A 15,866-nucleotide genomic window follows, 5' to 3' on the forward strand; every position below is an offset into this window, starting at 1 on the left:
CCTTTTGCCCTGTGGTTAACGCGGCGGGCGGGCAAGGTCAAAGTGCCTTTATCCCGCATCCGATTTCGCCTAACAAACCGAAAACGCCCGAGGGATGGTGACATGAGCAAACTGACCGCGCCCCTGCTGATCGCCGCCTTGGCCGTGACCGGCTGCGGGCGGCTTGGCGACAGCAGGTGGAACCCCCTTTCCTGGGGCGAGGCGCCGGCCCGGACCCTGGAACCCGAGGGCGGCTATGCCGAGGTATCGGACAACCGCCCCGACATCCCCCAGATCACCGCCGCCCGGTGGGAGCCCTTGAACGAAGGCCGCCTGCTGGTCGTGAACGGCTTTGCGCCGGTGCGCGGCTATTCCTCGGTCGCGCTTGTCACCGCACGTCCCATGCCGGGCGACCGCATCTCGCCCGATGCCGATGGCGTGCTGCGGTTGCGCCTGGTGGGCGTCCCGCCCGCGCCGGGCAGCGCCGCCGCCCTGCCCGCCCGCCCCGGTGTTGACGACATCACGGCGGCGATGTCGCTGTCGTCGGTGCAGCTGTCGCGGATCGTGGCGGTGGAGATCACGAGCGCAGGAAATGTGGTGCGGTTGGGGCGGTAGCGGACATGGAAGGGGTGCGTGCAAGCACGCACCCTACGTAAGATCCGCTTCTTGTAGGGTGCGTGCTTGCACGCACCTTTCTTATTGCCTCGATGACGCAAGATGCGGACCGGGCCGATCGCTACCGGCTCAGCCCGCCCGCCACACTCGGCACATCCCCCGCTGCGAACCCATAATGCCGCAGCCAGCGCAGGTCGCTCTCGAAGAAGGCCCGCAGGTCGGGGATGCCGTATTTCAGCATGGCGATCCGGTCGATGCCCATGCCGAAGGCGAAGCCCTGCCACTGGTCGGGGTCGATGCCGCCCGCGCGCAGGACCTTGGGGTGGACCATGCCGGAACCGAGGATCTCCAGCCACGAATCTCCCTCGCCGATCTTCAGCTGGCCGCGCTCCCAGGAACAGCGGATATCCACCTCGGCCGAGGGTTCGGTGAAGGGAAAATGGCTGGCGCGGAAGCGCAGTTCGACCTGGCCCACCTCGAAGAAGGCGCGGCAGAATTCCTCCAGCGTCCACTTCAGTTGCGCCATGGAAATGTCGCGGTCGATGGCAAGCCCCTCGACCTGGTGGAACATCGGCGTGTGGGTCTGGTCCATGTCCATGCGATAGACGCGGCCAGGGCAGATCACGCGGATCGGTGCGCCCTGTTCCTGCATGGCGCGGATCTGGACGGGGCTTGTATGGGTGCGCAGCACATGCGGCGGGCGGTTGTCGCCGGGCGCGCGGTGCATGAAGAAGGTGTCGTGTTCCTGGCGCGCGGGATGTTCGGGCGCGATGTTCAGGGCGTCGAAATTATACCAGTCGGATTCGACCTGCGGACCCTCGGCCACGGAAAATCCCATGTCGGCGAAGATCGCGGTCACTTCCTCGGTCACCTGGCTGATCGGGTGGATCGTCCCCTGCGGGCGCGGGCGGCCGGGCAGCGTCACGTCCAGCCATTCGCCGGCCAGACGCGCCTCCAGCGCGGCGTCTTCCAGCGACAGCTTGCGGGCGCGCAGCGCCGCGTCCAGTTCGTCTCGCAATTCGTTCAGGGCACGCCCGGTGGTCTGGCGTTCCTCGGGCGACATGCGGCCCAGTTCGCGCATCTTCAGGCTGATCTCGCCCTTCTTGCCAAGGGCGGCAAGGCGCACCTCCTCGATGGCGGCGGGGTCGGTCGCGCCGTTGATCCGGTCAAGCCATTGCTGGCGGAGGGGGGTCAGGTCGTCCATCGTCATGCCTCGTCCTTGTCGGGACTTGCGTTAGCATTTGTGACGACGGGGGAAAAGCCTTGGCCGCAGGCTGGGCGGCCAAGGCGGCAGGGTCATTTCCAGATGTCGCGGTTGACGCCCTGTTCCAGGCCGGGATGGTCGCCGATGTGGAAAGTCGGCTGCCGGCCCGCCTTGCGTTGCGCCACATAGTCGCGGGTGACCCGGATGACCGTGCGGGACAGCAGCACGATGGCGATCAGGTTGATCGTCGCCATCAGCCCCATGCTGGCATCGGCGAAGTTGAAGACCGTCGTCACGGCCTGGATCGAACCCCAAACCACCATCGCAAGCGCGACACAGCGCAGCACGAGGATGCCGGTCCTGCCGCCGCCCAGATAGACGACCGAGTTCTCGGCATAGCTGTAATTGCCGATGATCGAGGTAAAGGCGAAGAAGAAGATCGCGATGGCCACGAAGACGCCCCCGAAAGACCCGAAATGCTCGGTCAGCGCGCTTTGGGTAAGGGCCGTCCCGGTCAGTTCGGCCGAAGGGATCGCGCCCGACAGCAGGATCATGACAGCGGTCGCGGTGCAGACCAGGATCGTGTCGATGAACACCCCCAGGGCCTGCACGAAGCCTTGGCTGGAGGGATGGTGAGGGTCGGGCACGGCCACCGCCGCGATGTTGGGGGCCGACCCCATTCCCGCCTCGTTCGAGAAAAGGCCGCGCTTGATGCCGTTCAGCGCCGCCGCCATGACGCCGCCGGTCACGCCCCAGGCAGCCTCTTGCAGGCCGAAGGCATTGGCAATGATCGCCCAAAGGACGCCCGGCACTTCGGACAGGTTCAGGATGATGACGATGATCGCCGCAAGAAGATAGGCGCCTGCCATGAAGGGCACTACGAATTCCGCAAACCGGGCGATCTGCGGGATGCCGCCGAAGATGATGACCGCCGTCAGCGCCGCGACCCCAAGGCCGACGATCCATTTCTCGACCCCGAAGGCGCCCTCGATGGCCTCGGCAATCGAGTTGGCTTGGACGGCGTTGAAGATCATCCCGAAGGCCAGGATCAGCGCGACGGCAAAGACCGCCGCAAGCCAAGGCTGGCGCAGGCCGTTGGCGATATAGAAGGCCGGGCCGCCGCGATACATGCCATCGGGCCCGTGGACCTTGTAAAGCTGTGCCAGCGTCGATTCCGCATAGGCCGTCGCCATGCCGACCGTCGCCACCACCCACATCCAGAAGATCGCCCCCGGCCCGCCCAGGGTCAGGGCCACAGCCACGCCCGCGATGTTGCCCGTGCCGACCCGGCTTGCCAGCGACACGGTCAGCGCCTGGAAGGGCGAGATGCCGTCCCGGTCCCCCGAACGGGATCCGGTGACACAGCGGAACATCTCGGGGAAGTGGCGGAACTGGATGAAGCCCAGCGATACGGTGAAATAGATGCCCACCGCGATCAGCCCATAGATCAGGACATAGCCCCAGAAGATGTTGTTCAGAAAATCGATGATGGTGTTCATGGCCGCGCTCCTGCTTCCTCAATCACTAGGGGTGTAACACCCGCGTGATCTGTCCGCCTCACGGCCTAACGGTTTGGTTGGGGAAGTGTTGCACGCGCGCCTAACGCGGCGCGACCTTCAGCCAGACACCCCCGTGCGGGCGCAGTGTCAGGATCATGCGCGGCTGGGGGTTGCGGCCGGGGATCGCGCTGAAGCGGAAGCGGGCCAGCAAGGTGGCCAGGATGATGACGGCCTCGTGCAGGGCGAAGCTGGCGCCGATGCAGATGCGCGGCCCTGCGCCGAAGGGCAGATAGGCATAGCGGTCGGGCGCCGTTAGGAAGCGGTCCGGGTCGAAGGCGTCGGGACGATCCCATAGCAGGTGATGGCGGTGCAGCGCATAGATCGGCAGCATCACGGTATCGCCGGGCAGGACCTCGCGCCCGCAAAGGCGGTCCAAGACCTGCGCCGTGCGCGACAGGAAGGCGGCGGGGGGATAAAGCCGCAGCGCCTCGGACACGATGCGCTGGATCAGCGGCAGTCGCGGCATGTCGGCGGCCGTCGCCGCCCGGTCGCCCAGGGCCGCCTGCGCCTCGGCCGCAGCGCGGTCCTGTATGTCAGGGTCGAAGGCGCACAGATACAGCGCCCAGGCCAGGGTCAGGGCCGTGGTCTCGTGCCCGGCGACGATGAAGGTCAGCAGGTTGTCGCGCAACTCGTCGCGCGTCATGGCGCGGCCGGTTTCCGGGTCGGCCGCATCCAGCAGCAGATCCAGCAGATCGGGCGCGCCTTCGACCCTTGGCGATGCGGCGCGGGCGTTGATGGCGCGATCCGCGACCGACTTCATCCGCCCAAGGTCGGACCGTGAAAAGATGCGCCCCGGACGCGGGATCCAGCCCGGCAGCCCCATCACGTCCAACAGGGACACCTTGGCCGTCTGCGCGATATAGCTGTCGATGGCGCCATGGACCGCCTCGCGGTCAAAGGCGCGGTCCCCGGACAGCGTGACATCCGAAATCACCTCGAAGGTCGCGGCGACTGTTTCGGCGAACAGGTCCACCGGGCCGCGCGCCCCTGCCAAACGACGGGACGAAGCTTCGGCCGCGGCCGTCATGACCGGGCCAAGCGCCTCGACATGGCGCAGGGCGAAGGCGGGGGCCACGGCGCGGCGTTGCCACCGCCACTGGGCACCTTCGGCGATGAACAGGCTGTCGCCGATGGCGGGTTCCAGGATCAGCTTGGTGACATTGGATTTCGGGTAATCCTCGACCCTGTCCTTGAGGATGTGGCGCAGCGTCGGTGGGTCCATGACCATGTGGAACCGCACACCGGTCTTGCCCGACACGATCGGCTGGCGGGTGGCGATCTGCGGGATCAGTTCCAGCAGGTTCCGTCGCGCGGTCAGCGCGGTGCCGAGAATACCCAGCGGCTGCCGGGCAAGCGCGACCTTGACGGGTTCCCGGCTGCGGACAGGCGGCGTTCGGATGTTCATCCTGAAAGGATAGGAAGCGCCCGGCCCCGAAACAATGGTGCCCATGAAAAAGGCCGGTGCGCCCTGCACCGGCCTTGTCGTTGTCACTGTCGCTGTTGCAGCGGATCAGGCGGCGGCTTTCGCCTGTGCAACGATCGCGCCGAAAGCCTCGGGCTCGTTCACGGCCAGGTCGGCCAGAACCTTGCGGTCAACCTCGATCCCGGCTTTCGCCAGCAGGTTGATGAAGCGCGAATAGGTCATTTCCGCATCCACCAGACGGACGGCGGCGTTGATGCGCTGGATCCACAGGGCGCGGAAGTTGCGCTTGCGGGTCTTGCGGTCGCGGGTGGCGTACTGGTTCGCCTTGTCCACGGCCTGGGTGGCGGTGCGGAAGTTGCGCGAACGGTTGCCGTAATAGCCTTTCGCCGCGTCAAGAACCTTCTTGTGGCGGGCGTGGGTGACCTTGCCGGATTTAACTCGTGCCATTGTTCAGTCCTCGCGATCAGCGGTTGTAGGGCATGTATTTCTTGACGATCTTGGCATCCGCGTCCGACAGGACGGTGGTGCCGCGCGCATCGCGAATGAACTTCGTCGTGCGCTTGATCATGCCGTGGCGCTTGCCGGCCTGGGCGGATTTCACCTTGCCCCCGGCCGTGAACGAGAACCGCTTCTTGGCGGCCGACTTGGTCTTCATCTTCGGCATTTTTGTCTCCTTGGATCAGAGTGAACGCGCGACTCGGCAATGCCATCGTGGCCGGCCGCACGGGGGTAGGAAGCGCGCCGTATAAGCGCGCCCGGCTTGTTTGGCAAGGGGTTACGGCGTGGTCGTGCCGCCGGTGACGCGCGCCCAGGCCTGCGGGATCTGTTCCAGCGTGAAGGGCTGCGGCGACAGATAGGCGGCGGCGAAGATCGCGGCGATCCCCAGCACCAGCAGGATCGCCGCCGCGCGCGGGGGCTGCGTCCGCAAAAGCTGCACGACGGCGACAAGGACCGAAATCAGGCACAGCGCGATGCCGCCCAGCAGCAGAAGATCAGACATGGATGTCCCCGGACTTGTTGACGTCCACCGGGCTTATTCTGGATCGGATGCGAAGATCAAGCGTTCGTCGCAGGGCGCGATCCGCACGATGTTGGTGCTGCCCGGCACGTTGAAGGGCACGCCCGCGATCACCACAACCTGCCGGGTTTCATCGGCAAAGTGGAATTCGCGCGCGGCGCGGGTGGCATTGACCACAGCTTCCTTGAAGCGGCCCAGTTGCGGCGTGATCACGCAATGCGTCCCCCAGGTCAGGCACATGCGGCGCAGGACCGATTCGACATGGGTCAGCGCGATGATCGGCACGCGCGGCCGTTCGCGGGCGACCAGGCTGGCGGTCTTGCCGGACTGGCTGAAGGCGCAGATCGCCGCGATGTCGGTCGTCTCGGCGATTTCGCGCGCGGCGGTCACGATGGCGTCTGCCACGGTGTGCAGCTTGTTCTGGCGCGAGGCCTCGATGATGGCGCGATAGTTGCTGTCAGCCTCGACCGAGCGGGCGACGCTGTCCATGGTGCGCACGGCCTCGATGGGATAGGCGCCGGCGGCGCTTTCAGCCGACAGCATCACGGCGTCGGCGCCTTCGTAGATGGCGTTGGCCACGTCGCTGACCTCGGCCCGCGTGGGCATCGGGCTTTCGATCATGGATTCCAGCATCTGGGTGGCGACGATCACCGGCTTGGCGGCCGACCGGCACCGGCGCACCAGCCGTTTCTGGATCGGTGGGACGGAATGGATCGGCAGTTCCACGCCCAGATCGCCGCGCGCGACCATGATGCCGTCGGACACGGCAAGGATTTCCTCGAACGCATCGACGGCGGCGGGCTTTTCGATCTTGGACAGGATCGCGGCGCGGCCCGTGGCCAGCTCGCGCGCCTCCTCGACATCGGCGGCCCGCTGGACAAAGGACAGCGCCAGCCAATCGACACCCAGTTCGCAGGCGAATTCCAGATCCGCCCGGTCCTTGTCCGACAGCGCCGCCAGGGGCAGCACCACATCCGGCACGTTCACGCCCTTGCGGTCGCTGATGGTGCCGCCCACCGTCACGGTGCATTCGGCGAAATCGGGGCCGCATTCATCGACGCGCAGACGGATCTTGCCGTCGTTGACCAGCAGGTTGCTGCCGGGCACCAGGGCCGCGAAAATCTCGGGGTGGGGCAACTGCACACGGCGGGAATCGCCACGCGCGGGGTCCAGATCGAAGCGGAAGCGGTTTCCTTCCTCAAGATCGCAGGCCCCTGCGGTGAATTGGCCCACCCGCAGCTTCGGTCCCTGCAAATCCGCCAGAATGGCAATGGGACGTCCGGTTTCCGCCTCGACCGCGCGGATCGCGTCATAGCGGGCGCGGTGGTCCTCATGGCTGCCGTGGCTCATGTTCAGGCGGAAGACGTCGGCGCCTGTTTCGAACAACGAACGGATCATGTCGCGGGTCGAGGAAGCGGGTCCCAACGTTGCCACGATCTTCACGTTGCGATGTCGTCTCATTCCGGCGCCCTTCTTCCGTTTGCGCTAACTATGATCCAGATCGCCCGAGGCTGCAACTGGCGTCCGGTGAAAGCATGGCATAGACAATCACCAAGATGAAGGATGACCGACCCATGACAGAACGCGCCTTCTGGATTGAAGGCGAGGATCGCCCGTCCCGCTGGCTGATCACCTGCGACCACGCGACGAACCGGGTGCCTGCCTGGGTGGGGGGCGGCGACCTGGGCATCGCCCCCGAAGACATGGCCCGCCACATCGCCTATGACGTGGGCGCGGCCGGGTTGGCGTCGAAGCTGGCGGTCCTGATGGACGCGCCCGCGATCTTTTCCGATTTCTCGCGCCTGGTGATCGACCCCAACCGGGGCGAGGACGACCCGACCCTGCTGATGCGGCTTTATGACGGGACGGTCATTCCGGCGAACAAGAACGCCGACGCGGCCGAGCGCGAACGTCGCCTGAACCGCCTGCACCGCCCCTATCACACCGCCCTTGCCAAGCTTGCGGATGGTCATCCCGACCGCTGCATCTGCGCGATCCACAGCTTTACCCCGCAGTTGCGGGGCCGTCCCCGGCGTCCCTGGCAGGTGGGGATTCTTTATTCCTATCGGGATGTGCGGCTGGGTGCGCCCCTGGTGCAGGCCTGTCGCCAGATGGGCTGGATCACCGGGGAAAACCAGCCCTATGACGGTCACCTCGAGGGTGACTCGATCGACCGCCACGCCCTGCGCCATGCCCGCCCCAACATCCTGGTCGAAGTCCGCAACGACCTCATCACGGACAAGGCCGGTCAGGCCGAATGGGCCGCCCGTCTGGCCCCCGTGATCGCAGGGACGCTGGCGGCGTCCGGGTTGTGATCCGGCGACACCCCTAGCCGCATTTGGAATGTCCGCAATGGGGACAGGTCATGCAGCCTTCGTTCATCCGCATTCCGTATTGGCCGCAATTCGGACAGGCCGGGCCAAGCGGGCGTTCGCCGACCGCCACGGCCTCGATATGAGGGTCTGATTTCAGGCCCATCCCCTCGCCTGCCAGAAAGCCGATGGCGACCATGTGGCGTTCGATGACCCCGCCGATGGCCGCAAGGATCGAGGGGACATAGCGCCCGCCCATCCATGCGCCACCCCGGGGGTCGAAGACCGCCTTCAGTTCCTCGACCACGAAGGACACGTCGCCGCCGCGGCGGAAGACGGCGCTGATCATGCGGGTCAGGGCGACCGTCCAGGCGAAATGCTCCATGTTCTTGGAGTTGATGAAGATCTCGAACGGGCGGCGATAACCTGCCTGCACGATGTCGTTGATGGTGATATAGATCGCGTGTTCGCTGGCCGGCCACTTCAGCTTGTAGGTCGCGCCTTCCAACGCAGCGGGGCGATCCAGGGGCTGGGTCAGATAGACGACATCGGCCCCGGTATCGGCCTGCGGAACGGTTTCGGCCTTTTCACTGACCGACAGGACGCTGCCTGTCACCTCATTCGGACGATAGGTCGTGCAGCCCTTGCAGCCCAGTTCCCAGGCGGACAGATAGACGCCCTTGAAGTCGTCGAAGGATATGTCGGCGGGGCAGTTGATCGTCTTGGAAATCGAACTGTCCACCCATTCCTGCGCCGCGGCCTGCATGGCGACATGATCGCGGGGCGCAAGGGTCTGCGCGTTCACGAAGTGATCCGGCAAGGGGGCGTCGCCGTGCATGTCGCGCCACATCTGGACGGCGTAATCGACGACCTCCTCCTCGGTCCGCGATCCGTCCTTCTGCAGCACCTTGCGGGTATAGGCATATGCAAAGACCGGCTCGATCCCCGAACTGACATTGCCCGCATAAAGGCTGATCGTCCCGGTGGGGGCGATGCTGGTCAGCAGCGCGTTGCGGATGCCGTGCTGCGCCACCGCCTGCCGGACATCGTCGTCCATCCGCTGCATGAACCCCGATGCCAGGAAGGCATCCCGGTCGAACAGCGGGAAAGGCCCCTTTTCGCGGGCCAGATCGGCACTGGCCAGATAGGCCGACCGCGCGATCGCCTTCATCCAGTCCCGCGTCTGGTCCACCGCATCCGCCGCGCCGTAACGCAGCCCCAGCATCAGCAGCGCGTCGGCAAGCCCCGTCACGCCCAGACCGATGCGGCGCTTGGCCTGCGCCTCGTCCGCCTGCTGGGGCAGCGGGAAGCGCGAGGCATCGACCACATTGTCCATCATCCGCACCGCCACGCGGACCAGATCGTCAAGCGCCGCCATGTCCAGCCGCGCCCCCGATGTAAACGGATCGCTGACCAGCCGCGCCAGGTTGATCGACCCCAGCAGGCAGGCGCCATAGGGCGGCAACGGTTGTTCGCCGCAGGGGTTCGTGGCGCTGATCGTTTCCGCATAATGCAGGTTGTTCTGCTGGTTGATGCGGTCGATGAAGATGACGCCCGGTTCGGCATAGTCATAGGTCGCGCGCATGATCCGGTTCCACAGGTCGCGCGCCCGGGTTGTCCGATAAACCTTGCCGCCGAAGACAAGATCCCAGGATGCGTCGGCCTTGACGGCTTCCATGAAGGCATCGGTCACTAGGACGGACAGGTTGAACATGCGCAGCCGGGCGCTGTCCTGCTTGGCTTCGATGAAATCCTCGATGTCGGGGTGGTCGCAGCGCATGGTGGCCATCATCGCGCCGCGCCGCGACCCCGCCGACATGATCGTGCGGCACATCGAATCCCACACGTCCATGAAGGACAACGGACCCGAGGCATCGGCCCCCACCCCCAGCACCTCGGCCCCTTTCGGACGCAGGGTGCTGAAGTCGTAGCCGATGCCGCCGCCCTGCTGCATCGTCAGCGCAGCCTCTTTCAGGGCGTCGAAGATGCCCCCCATGCTGTCCTGGATGGTTCCCATGACGAAGCAGTTGAACAGCGTGACCGACCGGCCCGTGCCCGCCCCCGCCAGGATGCGGCCCGCTGGCAGGAACCTGAAACCCTCGAGCGCGGCATAGAAGCGATCTTCCCATTCGGCCGGATTGGCCTCGACGCTGGCAAGGTTTCGGGCGACGCGGCGCCAGCTGTCTTCGACCGTCAGGTCGATCGGACGGTCCTGGGCGTCCTTCAGGCGGTATTTCATGTCCCAGATCTGTTCGGCAATGGGTGCGGCGAAACGGGTCATAGCGGACCTCTTGGGGCAGGACAGTGGCGGATCTACAAGATATGGTCGTTCTGCCTGACCGATCAAGCGATCAGATCGCCAGGCCTTGCCGCACCGCATCCTCGCAGGCACTTGCAAGGGTCTTGCGCGTCAGTCCCGCGACCGGGATCGGCTCATGCAGAACCACCGTCACCCGCCCCTGCCGCTTGGCCGCAAGCACGGCCAGCAGATGCGGTCCAAGGTCCATGTCGCCCCACCAGCCATAGAAACGCGGATCCGCGCCCCTCGGTGCCTCATACCGCGCGCTGACCGGCTGGATCGCCAAACCTTCTGGCAATGCCGGGTCCAGGAAGCCCTGGAACAGGGTCGGCTTGAAGGGCAACAGGCGCTGCCCATCGGTCGAGGTGCCTTCGGGGAAGAACAGCAGCCGGTGACCCGCCTGAATACGCTCTGCGAATTCGCGTGCCTGTGCGGATGCCAGCCGGGGATCGCGGACCACGAAATGCGTGTCGGTCACGCGGGTCAGGATGTTGATGCCGGGCCAACCCGCGACCTCGGACTTGCTGACGAAAAAGACCGGCATGGCCGCGTTCAGCACCAGGATGTCCAGCCAGCTTGAATGATTGGCCACCACCGCGCCAGGGCCGCGCATCGGCTTCCCCCGGCACGACCGGCGAATGCCCATGGAGGCCAGCGTCAGGCGGCATACCATCTGAACAAGCCGCCCGGTCCAGGGACGACGACGGCCGTGAAACAGCCGTTCGACCCCCCGCATCGGCAGGATCAGAAACACCCCTGCCAGCAGCACCAGAACAGCACCGCCCCCGCGCCGCAGGACGCGCAGCCAGTCGCAAAGACCCGCAGGCGGCGCGGAAGGAGGAGGCACCGCGTCGCGCCAGGTCGCCTCGGCCCGTCCCGGATCGACACGCAGGGGAAGGGTCATTGCGGCTGCCAGCGGCTTTCATAGAATTGCCGGTGCTTGTCCGACATCGCAGCGGTGTCCATCAACAGGAACACATCGGTCGTGTTGAAGGCGCGGTCGATGAAGGCACCCTCGCCCACCATCCCGCCCAAGCGAAGATAGGCCTTGATCAGCGCAGGCATCCCGGCCATCGCCTCTCGCCGGTCAAGGCGATCGGCAGGGATCAGGTCCATCCTGTGATAACCCGCAGGCAACGCCCTGGGCCGCAACTCCGCAGGCGCAAGGTGATGGTGGTGCAACCAACTGAGCGAAGGCGCCAGCATCGGAATGTCGGTGCCGTGAAAGCTGGCCACGCCGAACAGGATCTCGATCCCGTGATCCAGGACGTAATCGGCAAGGGCATTCCACATCAGGAACATCCCCGACCCGCCCCGGCTGGCCGGATCGACGCAGGACCGGCCAAGTTCCAGCACGGGGCGGCCGCAGTCGCGCAAGGGCGTCAGGTCGTATTCCGCATCGCAGTAAAATCGCCCGAACTTCGCGGCCCGATCCCCCGGCAACAAGCGATAGACCCCGACCACATGATCCAGATCCTTTGCCGAACGGCGATTGTCGATCAGGCAAAGATGGTCCACGATGGGGTCGAATTCGTCGCGTTCCAGCCGTTTGTCGTGATCGACGAATGGTCCGGTGCCGCCCAGTTCCTCGATGAACACCCGATAGCGCAGGCGCTGCGCCGCCAGCAGATCCTGTTCTGACACAGCCAGGCGGATGTCGAAGAATGACGGATCGGTCTTCATGCGGGCGGCAGGGCTGGTCATGGGCATCCCGTTCTCTCTAGGCAGGGTGCCAAGGCTTTGCAACAGCGCCAAGGTTGATCGGGTCTTCGCTTTATCATGCGTCAGGCCTTGCGTGGAACAATCAAAGGTTGCAATCGTGGCGCTGAACCATTCTAGCTGCCCTGTGTCCAGACGATGTCCAGCGAAACCCGTCTTCCGTCGATGACCCGCTTCCCGGCTTCGGCGAAGTTGACCGTGATGCGGTCGCCGATGCGCGATTGCACCTGTCCCTCGCCCCATTCGGGTGCGCCGGGATGGCGGACGATCATTCCGGGTTCCAGGATCTCGTTCACGGCGGCTCTCCCTCAGTTCCACCGGAAAGGTAATGCCGCATGACCCTTGATACAACGCGCCTTGCCGCGGGCGAGCTGTCGCAGCTTCTGGGGTCGCGGCTGTGCCACGATCTCGTCTCGCCGCTGGGCGCCATCGGCAACGGGGTCGAACTGCTGGAAATGTCGCCCGACTTCCCCGGCATCGCGGCCTGCCCCGAACTGCAGCTGATCGCGGAAAGCGTGTCCTCGGCCCGTGCGCGGATCCAGATTTTCCGGGTGGCCTTCGGCCAGGCCCAAGGTGATCAGCGCATTTCGCGCGCAGGCCTGGCGCAGCTTCTGGACGGGTTCTCGGCCCAGGGCCGGATGCAGGTTCAACTGGATGCTCAAGGGGATTTCCCGCGCGCCGAGATGCGGATGATCATGCTGGCGATGATGTGCCTTGAAACCGCGATGCCCTGGGGCGGCAAGGTGACGGTGCTGCACGGTCCCGCGGGTTGGCGCCTGGTTGCGGAAGCCGACCGGACCAAGCAGGACGCAGCCCTGTGGGCCTGGCTTGGCGGAGAGGGGCAGCGCAATCCCCTGCCCTCGGAAGTCCATTTCCCCCTGCTGGCCGAAGCCTTGGCCGAGGCCCGTCGTCGTCCGACCTGGGAGGTGGACGAGACGGGCGCCGAGATCGCCTTCTGATCCGCCTTATGGACGGATCGTGCCGTCGCCGGTCACCAGATACTTGAAGCTGGTCAGCTGTTCCGCCCCCACGGGGCCGCGCGCGTGCATCTTGCCGGTGGCGATGCCGATTTCCGCGCCCATGCCGAACTCGCCGCCATCGGCAAACTGGGTGGACGCGTTGCGCATCAGGATCGCGCTGTCCAGACCCGCGAAGAACCGCTGCGCCGCGCTGTCGTCTTCGGTCAGGATCGATTCGGTGTGCTGGCTGCCATGGCGGCGGATATGGGCAATGGCATCGTCCACCCCGTCCACCAGCCGCGTCGCGATGATCATGTCCAGGAACTCGCGCCCGAAATCGTCCGGCTCGGCGGGGACGGTGCCGGGGATTTTGGCCAATTCGCCCTCGGCCCGGACCTCGACGCCCGCGTCCAGCAGCGCCTGGATCAAGGCGGGTCCCTGGGAATAGGCGCGGTCGATCAGCAGGCATTCGGCCGCGCCGCAGATACCCGTGCGCCGCGTCTTGGCGTTCAGGACCACGTTCAGCGCCTTGCCGGGATCGGCGGCGGCATCGACATAAACGTGGCAGATCCCTTCCAGATGCGCAAAGACCGGCACCCGCGCCTCGCGCTGCACCAGTCCGACAAGGCCCTTGCCGCCGCGCGGGATGATCACGTCGATCAGCCCCTGGGCCTGCAGCATCGCGGTTACGGCGGCCCGGTCGCGAGTCGGGACAAGCTGGACCGCGGTTTCAGGCAGGTCCGCCTGACGCAGACCTTCGGCCATGCAGGCATGGATGGCCTGGCTGGAATGCAGGCTTTCGGACCCCCCGCGCAGGATCACGGCATTGCCGGATTTCAGCGCCAGCGCACCCGCATCGGCGGTCACGTTGGGACGGCTTTCATAGATCACGCCGATCACCCCGATGGGGGTGCGGACCCGCTGGATGTGCAGCCCGTTCGGACGGTCCCATTCGGCCACGACCTCGCCCACCGGATCGGGCTGCCCGGCCACCGCGCGCAGCCCGTCCTCGATCCCGCGCAGGCGGTCCGGATCCAGGCGCAGGCGGTCCAGCATCGAATCGGCTAAACCCTTGTCGCGGCCGAACTGCATGTCCTTGTCGTTGGCCGACAGGATCCGGGCCTGGTCCCGGCTCAGCGCGTCCGCGGCCGCGATCAGGGCGGCTTGCTTCTGTTCGGCGCTGGCTTGGGCCAGTTCTATCGCGGCCGCACGCGCGGCCTTGCCCATCCGGGTGATCAGCGCGGTCGCGTCATCATGATCCGTCATGCCAGTGTCCATTCGCAATCCTCCGCCAGCGGGGTTACGTCTTAGCGGACAAGCATCGGATATGTTAGATCGAAAAAGAAGGGAAATGGCGCGGTTGACGGGGCTCGAACCCGCGACCCCCGGCGTGACAGGCCGGTACTCTAACCAACTGAGCTACAACCGCGCATTTCATGGGCGATGGTGTGTGTGGCGCGGTTGACGGGGCTCGAACCCGCGACCCCCGGCGTGACAGGCCGGTACTCTAACCAACTGAGCTACAACCGCACACTCACCACCCCGACAGATCGCCCTTCGGGGTGAGGGGCGGTTTACGCAGACCGATCGTCGCCGTCAAGGGCGCGTCGGAAAAAATCGTGCCGCGACCGAGGATAACTGATCCGCCCCCCGCAGCAGGGCGTGGGAACGCCCGTCGTGGTTGGCCCCGACGTGGGCAATCCGCGCATCACGCGGGCCGCCAGCCAGCCGAAGGCCTGCGCCTCGAGCATGTCGCCATCAAGGCCCGCGGCCTCGACCGGTTGCACCGCGCAGGGCAGAACCCGGGCCAGTTGCGCCATGATCGTGGGGTTGCGCCGCCCGCCGCCGCAGACCAGCACCGTGGCGGGATTTTGCGGCAGCCAGCGAAAGCCCGCCGCGACCGATCCCGCCAGCGCGGCCACCAGCGTCGCTGCGGCATCGGCATCGGGCAGCGCCTCGACCGATCCCGCAAGGCCCGCGAACTGGTCGCGGTCCAGCGATTTCGGCGGCTGCCGGTCGAAGAACCGGTGGCGCAGGAAATCGGCGACGATGCCCATGTCGGCCGTCCCGGATGCCGCAAGCCTGCCGTCCCGGTCATGGCTTTGGCGCAGCCTGCGGCGCATCAGGTCGTTCAGCGGCGCATTGGCGGGACCCGTGTCGAAGGCCAGGCAGGCGCCCGGCGATTCCGGCGCGGCGGCCTGCGGATCGACCCAGGTGATGTTGCCGACCCCGCCCAGGTTCAGGAAAGCCACCGGCTGGGCGGGCAGCAGCCCCTGCCCCACCGCCCAGGCGGCGCAGGCCCAGTGGAAGAAGGGGGCCAGCGGCGCGCCCTCGCCCCCGCGCCGCACATCCTCGCTGCGAAAGTCCCAGACGACGGGGCGATCCACCTGCCGCGCAAGCCAGGCGCCGTTGCCCGCCTGATGCGTTCCCCGGCCCCGAGGATCATGGGCCAGCGTCTGCCCGTGATAGCCGATCAGGTCGGCCTCAGGGAAATCGGCATCCATCGCGGCATGGCTTTCGACCGAGATTGCCGCGGCATCCTGAACCCCTTCATCCCCGGGCCAGCGGCCAAGCGCGGCGTGCAGCACCGCCGCTTCGTTGTCGGAATAGGCGCGAAAGGCGCTGCGGCCGAAACCGCCGATCCGCACGCCGTCGGTCTCGATCAGCGCCGCGTCCACCCCGTCCATCGAGGTGCCCGACATCATTCCCAGAACCCGGATCATCGCGCTTTTCCTTCCTTGCCCCAGCCGGTATATCCCCGGCGATCAGAAGGAAAAAG

The 15,866-nt window shown here is 66.2% G+C and carries 16 protein-coding genes and 2 tRNA genes; 3 read left to right on the forward strand and 15 right to left on the reverse strand.

What is annotated here, in order from left to right; genetic code table 11:
* Positions 1-102: 102 nt before the first annotated feature.
* Positions 103-594 carry a hypothetical protein gene (locus IEX25_RS13060; RefSeq protein ID WP_103171047.1) on the forward strand — a complete coding sequence of 164 codons (492 nt, stop codon included), beginning with the start codon at positions 103-105 and terminating at the stop codon, positions 592-594.
* 121 nt (positions 595-715) lie between these two features.
* Here the strand turns inward: IEX25_RS13060 and pheS are convergent, their stop codons facing one another.
* The 7 genes from pheS to pyk form a co-directional block, all read right to left on the reverse strand.
* Positions 716-1,798, reverse strand: coding sequence for a phenylalanine--tRNA ligase subunit alpha (gene pheS, locus IEX25_RS13065; protein ID WP_188715536.1), 1,083 nt, complete (start codon positions 1,796-1,798; stop codon positions 716-718).
* Between the two features lie 92 nt (positions 1,799-1,890).
* Positions 1,891-3,297 (reverse strand): alanine/glycine:cation symporter family protein, encoded by a 1,407-nt coding sequence (locus IEX25_RS13070; RefSeq protein WP_188715455.1) that lies wholly within the window; start codon positions 3,295-3,297, stop codon positions 1,891-1,893.
* Positions 3,298-3,397: 100 nt separating this feature from the next.
* A complete protein-coding gene (locus IEX25_RS13075) occupies positions 3,398-4,762 on the reverse strand; it encodes a cytochrome P450 (protein WP_188715537.1) in 1,365 nt (454 codons plus the stop codon).
* A gap of 105 nt (positions 4,763-4,867) precedes the next feature.
* On the reverse strand, positions 4,868-5,227 hold the full coding sequence (gene rplT / locus IEX25_RS13080; protein WP_103171045.1) for a 50S ribosomal protein L20: 360 nt from the start codon (positions 5,225-5,227) through the stop codon (positions 4,868-4,870).
* 16 nt (positions 5,228-5,243) lie between these two features.
* Positions 5,244-5,444, reverse strand: coding sequence for a 50S ribosomal protein L35 (rpmI, locus tag IEX25_RS13085; protein ID WP_103171044.1), 201 nt, complete (start codon positions 5,442-5,444; stop codon positions 5,244-5,246).
* Between the two features lie 111 nt (positions 5,445-5,555).
* Positions 5,556-5,780: a hypothetical protein gene (locus IEX25_RS13090; protein WP_188715457.1), complete on the reverse strand. Its 225-nt coding sequence runs from the start codon at positions 5,778-5,780 to the stop codon at positions 5,556-5,558.
* A 33-nt stretch (positions 5,781-5,813) separates the two neighbouring features.
* Positions 5,814-7,259 (reverse strand): pyruvate kinase, encoded by a 1,446-nt coding sequence (pyk, locus tag IEX25_RS13095; protein WP_188715459.1) that lies wholly within the window; start codon positions 7,257-7,259, stop codon positions 5,814-5,816.
* A 113-nt stretch (positions 7,260-7,372) separates the two neighbouring features.
* On the opposite strand from pyk, the gene IEX25_RS13100 reads away from it, so the two are divergent.
* Positions 7,373-8,113, forward strand: coding sequence for an N-formylglutamate amidohydrolase (locus IEX25_RS13100; protein ID WP_188715461.1), 741 nt, complete (start codon positions 7,373-7,375; stop codon positions 8,111-8,113).
* 13 nt (positions 8,114-8,126) lie between these two features.
* Here IEX25_RS13100 and IEX25_RS13105 read toward each other — a convergent pair whose 3' ends face one another.
* The 4 genes from IEX25_RS13105 to IEX25_RS13120 all read right to left on the reverse strand — a co-directional run bounded on the left by IEX25_RS13105 (position 8,127) and on the right by IEX25_RS13120 (position 12,424).
* The gene (locus tag IEX25_RS13105; RefSeq protein ID WP_188715463.1) at positions 8,127-10,391 is read right to left on the reverse strand and encodes an adenosylcobalamin-dependent ribonucleoside-diphosphate reductase; all 2,265 of its coding nucleotides are present in this window, start codon (positions 10,389-10,391) and stop codon (positions 8,127-8,129) included.
* 70 nt (positions 10,392-10,461) lie between these two features.
* Positions 10,462-11,313, reverse strand: a complete 852-nt coding sequence (gene olsA, locus IEX25_RS13110) for a lyso-ornithine lipid O-acyltransferase (RefSeq protein WP_188715465.1) — start codon at positions 11,311-11,313, stop codon at positions 10,462-10,464.
* Positions 11,310-12,092 (reverse strand): L-ornithine N(alpha)-acyltransferase, encoded by a 783-nt coding sequence (olsB, locus tag IEX25_RS13115; RefSeq protein ID WP_188715538.1) that lies wholly within the window; start codon positions 12,090-12,092, stop codon positions 11,310-11,312. Before olsB ends, olsA begins: the two co-directional genes overlap by 4 nt.
* Before the next feature lie 152 nt (positions 12,093-12,244).
* A complete protein-coding gene (locus tag IEX25_RS13120; protein ID WP_103171038.1) occupies positions 12,245-12,424 on the reverse strand; it encodes a DUF3553 domain-containing protein in 180 nt (59 codons plus the stop codon).
* Between the two features lie 39 nt (positions 12,425-12,463).
* Between IEX25_RS13120 and IEX25_RS13125 the strand changes: the two genes are divergently transcribed.
* Positions 12,464-13,087: a histidine phosphotransferase family protein gene (locus tag IEX25_RS13125; protein WP_188715466.1), complete on the forward strand. Its 624-nt coding sequence runs from the start codon at positions 12,464-12,466 to the stop codon at positions 13,085-13,087.
* Positions 13,088-13,093: 6 nt separating this feature from the next.
* On the opposite strand, the gene IEX25_RS13130 is transcribed toward IEX25_RS13125, so the two are convergent.
* From IEX25_RS13130 to IEX25_RS13145, 4 genes are all read right to left on the reverse strand, one after another.
* Positions 13,094-14,353 (reverse strand): glutamate-5-semialdehyde dehydrogenase, encoded by a 1,260-nt coding sequence (locus IEX25_RS13130; protein WP_188715468.1) that lies wholly within the window; start codon positions 14,351-14,353, stop codon positions 13,094-13,096.
* An 86-nt stretch (positions 14,354-14,439) separates the two neighbouring features.
* Positions 14,440-14,516: transfer RNA gene (locus IEX25_RS13135), tRNA-Asp, on the reverse strand.
* 24 nt (positions 14,517-14,540) lie between these two features.
* Positions 14,541-14,617 (reverse strand) — tRNA-Asp (locus tag IEX25_RS13140).
* A 44-nt stretch (positions 14,618-14,661) separates the two neighbouring features.
* Positions 14,662-15,810 (reverse strand): anhydro-N-acetylmuramic acid kinase, encoded by a 1,149-nt coding sequence (locus tag IEX25_RS13145; protein ID WP_188715469.1) that lies wholly within the window; start codon positions 15,808-15,810, stop codon positions 14,662-14,664.
* Positions 15,811-15,866: the final 56 nt, after the last annotated feature.

It is taken from the genome of Paracoccus acridae, assembly GCF_014642735.1.
Lineage (GTDB): Bacteria > Pseudomonadota > Alphaproteobacteria > Rhodobacterales > Rhodobacteraceae > Paracoccus > Paracoccus acridae.

What these genes read in the sequence shown, in the direction of transcription:
- IEX25_RS13125 (WP_188715466.1), top strand. Translation starts at nt 12,464, where the DNA reads ATGACCCTTGATACAACGCGCCTTGCCGCGGGCGAGCTGTCGCAGCTT.
- olsB (WP_188715538.1), bottom strand. Translation starts at nt 12,092, where the DNA reads ATGAAGACCGATCCGTCATTCTTCGACATCCGCCTGGCTGTGTCAGAA.
- IEX25_RS13100 (WP_188715461.1), top strand. Translation starts at nt 7,373, where the DNA reads ATGACAGAACGCGCCTTCTGGATTGAAGGCGAGGATCGCCCGTCCCGC.
- IEX25_RS13130 (WP_188715468.1), bottom strand. Translation starts at nt 14,353, where the DNA reads ATGACGGATCATGATGACGCGACCGCGCTGATCACCCGGATGGGCAAG.
- rplT (WP_103171045.1), bottom strand. Translation starts at nt 5,227, where the DNA reads ATGGCACGAGTTAAATCCGGCAAGGTCACCCACGCCCGCCACAAGAAG.
- pyk (WP_188715459.1), bottom strand. Translation starts at nt 7,259, where the DNA reads ATGAGACGACATCGCAACGTGAAGATCGTGGCAACGTTGGGACCCGCT.
- IEX25_RS13070 (WP_188715455.1), bottom strand. Translation starts at nt 3,297, where the DNA reads ATGAACACCATCATCGATTTTCTGAACAACATCTTCTGGGGCTATGTC.
- IEX25_RS13075 (WP_188715537.1), bottom strand. Translation starts at nt 4,762, where the DNA reads ATGAACATCCGAACGCCGCCTGTCCGCAGCCGGGAACCCGTCAAGGTC.
- IEX25_RS13060 (WP_103171047.1), top strand. Translation starts at nt 103, where the DNA reads ATGAGCAAACTGACCGCGCCCCTGCTGATCGCCGCCTTGGCCGTGACC.
- olsA (WP_188715465.1), bottom strand. Translation starts at nt 11,313, where the DNA reads ATGACCCTTCCCCTGCGTGTCGATCCGGGACGGGCCGAGGCGACCTGG.
- IEX25_RS13105 (WP_188715463.1), bottom strand. Translation starts at nt 10,391, where the DNA reads ATGACCCGTTTCGCCGCACCCATTGCCGAACAGATCTGGGACATGAAA.
- IEX25_RS13145 (WP_188715469.1), bottom strand. Translation starts at nt 15,810, where the DNA reads ATGATCCGGGTTCTGGGAATGATGTCGGGCACCTCGATGGACGGGGTG.
- rpmI (WP_103171044.1), bottom strand. Translation starts at nt 5,444, where the DNA reads ATGCCGAAGATGAAGACCAAGTCGGCCGCCAAGAAGCGGTTCTCGTTC.
- pheS (WP_188715536.1), bottom strand. Translation starts at nt 1,798, where the DNA reads ATGGACGACCTGACCCCCCTCCGCCAGCAATGGCTTGACCGGATCAAC.
- IEX25_RS13090 (WP_188715457.1), bottom strand. Translation starts at nt 5,780, where the DNA reads ATGTCTGATCTTCTGCTGCTGGGCGGCATCGCGCTGTGCCTGATTTCG.